The 3,477-nt window shown below is 48.4% G+C and carries 3 protein-coding genes and 1 pseudogene; 1 reads left to right on the forward strand and 3 read right to left on the reverse strand.

Annotation, left to right across the window (positions count from 1 at the left end; all coding sequences use genetic code 11):
* Positions 1 to 329 precede the first annotated feature (329 nt).
* The gene (locus tag BZG79_RS12985) at positions 330 to 929 is read left to right on the forward strand and encodes a Yip1 family protein (RefSeq protein WP_077460340.1); all 600 of its coding nucleotides are present in this window, start codon (positions 330 to 332) and stop codon (positions 927 to 929) included.
* A gap of 55 nt (positions 930 to 984) precedes the next feature.
* Here the strand turns inward: BZG79_RS12985 and purF are convergent, their stop codons facing one another.
* From purF to BZG79_RS13000, 3 genes and pseudogenes are all read right to left on the reverse strand, one after another.
* The gene (purF, locus tag BZG79_RS12990) at positions 985 to 2,499 is read right to left on the reverse strand and encodes an amidophosphoribosyltransferase (RefSeq protein ID WP_077576276.1); all 1,515 of its coding nucleotides are present in this window, start codon (positions 2,497 to 2,499) and stop codon (positions 985 to 987) included.
* Between the two features lie 31 nt (positions 2,500 to 2,530).
* Positions 2,531 to 2,981 (reverse strand): annotated as a pseudogene (locus BZG79_RS12995) (CvpA family protein).
* Between the two features lie 61 nt (positions 2,982 to 3,042).
* Positions 3,043 to 3,477 (reverse strand): SPOR domain-containing protein (locus tag BZG79_RS13000; protein WP_108743299.1); only part of this gene is annotated, 435 nt, incomplete at its 5' end.

The raw sequence follows: 3,477 nt of genomic DNA on the forward strand, positions 1-3,477 counted from the left end.
GGAGTACGATAAAAACACTTAAAAATCAGCAACACTCCAGGGTACGCCACTCTGTATTAAAAGTGAGATGTTCAACAATTAATACATGACAATCATCACATAATGCATATTTTCCTCGCTTTATTTCCGAGCGACTTCGCCCTTTGCCTCGTGAGGAAGGTTGTTATAGCGCACAAAACTTGCCAATTATGATGTCAAGAGCTATTCGTTAGGTAAGGAAAGAAGATTTGGGCATCTGTCTTCGCACAGCCGAGCTAGCCGTTACCCAGCTGTCGTGCGCCGACCATTGCACCTTTGTTTATATTTAGGGAATAACGAGCGGGGTTACTATGATTTTAGGTCACTTAGTCGGGTTATATACCCATCCCAAAAAAGAATGGAAAACAATTGGCGAACGACACGAGGGCGTTTCAAGTAGCATCGGACATGCGCTATTGTTAGCGTTGATCCCACCTGTGTGTGCCTACTACGCGAGTGTCAATATCGGCTGGCAAATCGGCGCGGGAGAGCCCATTTTCATGACGCCACAAAGCGCGCTTTTTATAGCCAGTGCTATGTATTTAGCGTTACTCGGTGGGGTTGCTGCCCTTGCCTACCTAACCTTGTGGATGAGTCGAACATTTGGCTCTGCGCCTAACTATACGCAATGCCTTGAGCTGGCCGCTTACACGGCGACGCCGATTTTTATGGTCGGGCTTGCAACGCTCTATCCGGTGGTATGGTTTGTCATGATTGTCGGCTTGATCGGTGTCGCTTATTCCGTTTATCTGCTGTATACCGGCGTGCCGATACTCATGGAGATCCCTGAAGAGCGCGGTTTTATTTATGCAAGCTCCGTCGTCACCTGCGGCTTAGTCCTGTTGGTCGCTATCCTTGCCGCCTCCGTGATTCTGTGGAATGTCGGCATGGGGCCTGTTTTCACACACTAAGACCTTCTCTCGCTAAAAAGACAAATACGCCGCGATAATCTCGCGGCGTATTTGTTTAATCTTCGTTATGTATCTCTAAGTTCGCAAGCTCTTGTTGCTGCTCTCGTACAGTTTTAGCATCATCACTACGTAAGCTTTGTAAATACTCGAGGTACGCCTGATCCACATCTTGGGTGACATATTCGCCACTAAACACCGATGTTTCGAAGCGCTCAATCGCTGGGTTGGCCTCACCAACAGCGGCGACGAGATCAGGCAGATCTTGATAAACCAAGCCATCGGCACCAATTAATTGGCCAATTTCATCCACTTCGCGACCATGAGCAATCAACTCGTTGGCGCTCGGCATATCAATGCCATAGACATTGGGGAAGCGCACTTCGGGGGCCGCGGAGGCCATATAAACTTCTTTGGCGCCTGCTTCACGTGCCATCTCGATGATCTGCTCTGAGGTTGTGCCTCGCACGATCGAATCATCGACCAAGAGTACGCGCTTGTCTTTAAACTCTGAACGGATGGCATTGAGTTTACGACGTACGGATTTTCGACGCATCTGCTGCCCCGGCATAATAAACGTACGACCTACGTAGCGATTTTTAACAAAGCCTTGGCGGTAGGGTTTACCTAGCACTTGCGCAATTTCTAACGCGATATCACAAGATGTCTCAGGGATAGGAATGACGACATCAATATCCACGTCTTCCCACTCGCGCTGAATTTTAGCGCCAAGCTTTTGACCCATACGAATACGGGCCCCATAAACGGATACTTTATCGATAAATGAGTCGGGACGAGAAAAGTAAACGAACTCAAAGATGCAAGGGTTAAGACTCGGTGAGTCCGCACACTGACAGGTATGAAGTTGTCCCTCTAAGGTGATATAAACCGCCTCTCCGGGTGAGACATCACGCACGAAATCGAAACCCACGGCATCCAATGCAACGGTTTCAGACGCAACCATATACTCGGTACCTGTTTGCGTATCGCGCTTCCCTAAACAAAGCGGGCGAATGCCTTTAGGATCACGAAAAGCGATAACGCCATGCCCAATCACCATTGCCACAACGGCATAAGCGCCGGAGACTTGTCGATGGACCGCTTTCACCGCGGTAAACATATCATCAACAGTAAGAGGATGAGAAGTCGCAGTCGACAGTTGATGGGCAAGGACATTGAGGAGAATTTCAGAGTCAGACGTTGTATTAAGGTGACGACGATCTTTTTCAAATAAAGATTGGCGCAACGCCTCAGCATTGGTCAAGTTACCATTGTGGGCGAGAGTAATCCCATACGGCGAGTTGACATAGAAAGGCTGTGCTTCTGATGCACTAGAGCTGCCCGCTGTTGGATACCTTACATGCCCTATTCCAACCTGGCCTTGCAAGCGCTGCATATGCTTCAGTTGGAACACRTCCTGGACTAACCCATTGGCTTTTCGAAGCCGGAAACGATTGTCATCGATAGTGACAATGCCGGCTGCATCTTGTCCTCGATGTTGAAGCACAGTCAGTGCATCGTAAATGGACTGATTGACCGGAGTGTTACCAACGATTCCAACAATACCACACATGTCAGCGATTCCTTGTTACGCGAATATCAGCCTAAGATCCTGCGATCTCAGGTAAGAAACTGGAACTGTTCTCGAGATAGTGGAAGAACCATTCGATCACTACCGCAAAGTTAGGAATAAGTTGCGATTGTCCCCACGCTTGGTTGTTGGCGACCGATGTAAAGGCATCGAGGAAGAAAAGCACCGCCGCGATGATTAACACGCCGCGCACACTGCCAAACACCATACCCAATCACATAATTGACTACTGCGCCGACCAATAAGGTGGCAATAAACAACAAGGCGATGGCACTACCATTACGGATAACCGCATCTTGGATATTGGTCAAATACACCGCTAGCTGCGTGTAGAATTGGCTGGCAATAAAAAATGCCCCAAACCAAATCACTAATGACAAGGCTTCTTTTACAAAGCCTCGAATCACGCTCACTAACGCCGAAAAACCAATGACGCCAATAATAAGATAATCAATCCAATTCATCGTATTCACTTGCTCGAGACGTGCGCATTCTAACAGAAAAAATGCTCACGCAAACGTTTTCTTATTGGGTAAGTGGGTCAAATTTGCGCAACTGTCCTTTCAATCCTGTCAGCGATTGCAGATCAGTCAGTTGCGATTCGAGTGTGGTTTTAGAAACATGTGGCCCGACGACCACTTTCGCTAAGTCACCGGGTTGAATGTCTCTGGGTAAGATATGTGCTTGATATCCTTTGTCACGTAATTGCTTAACCAAGCGACTGGCATTCTCTTGGTTACGGAAGGTCCCCAAACGGATCATCCATGCGCTGTCTCCGTCGTTGACTGACGCTGTACTTGATGCCGTGGGCGTTGGGTCACTTTTTTCCGTCTCAGCCTGCGCATTTGTGTCAGCTGAACGCGTATCGTTTACCTGGGTATCGGGCGCTGTCACCTCAATCACCTCGGGTTCTTCAACCGGCATTTGGCTCACTGTGCCATCAAAGTCATCCCGCAGGGG

Source organism: Salinivibrio sp. MA427 (assembly GCF_001996115.1).
GTDB lineage: Bacteria > Pseudomonadota > Gammaproteobacteria > Enterobacterales > Vibrionaceae > Salinivibrio > Salinivibrio costicola.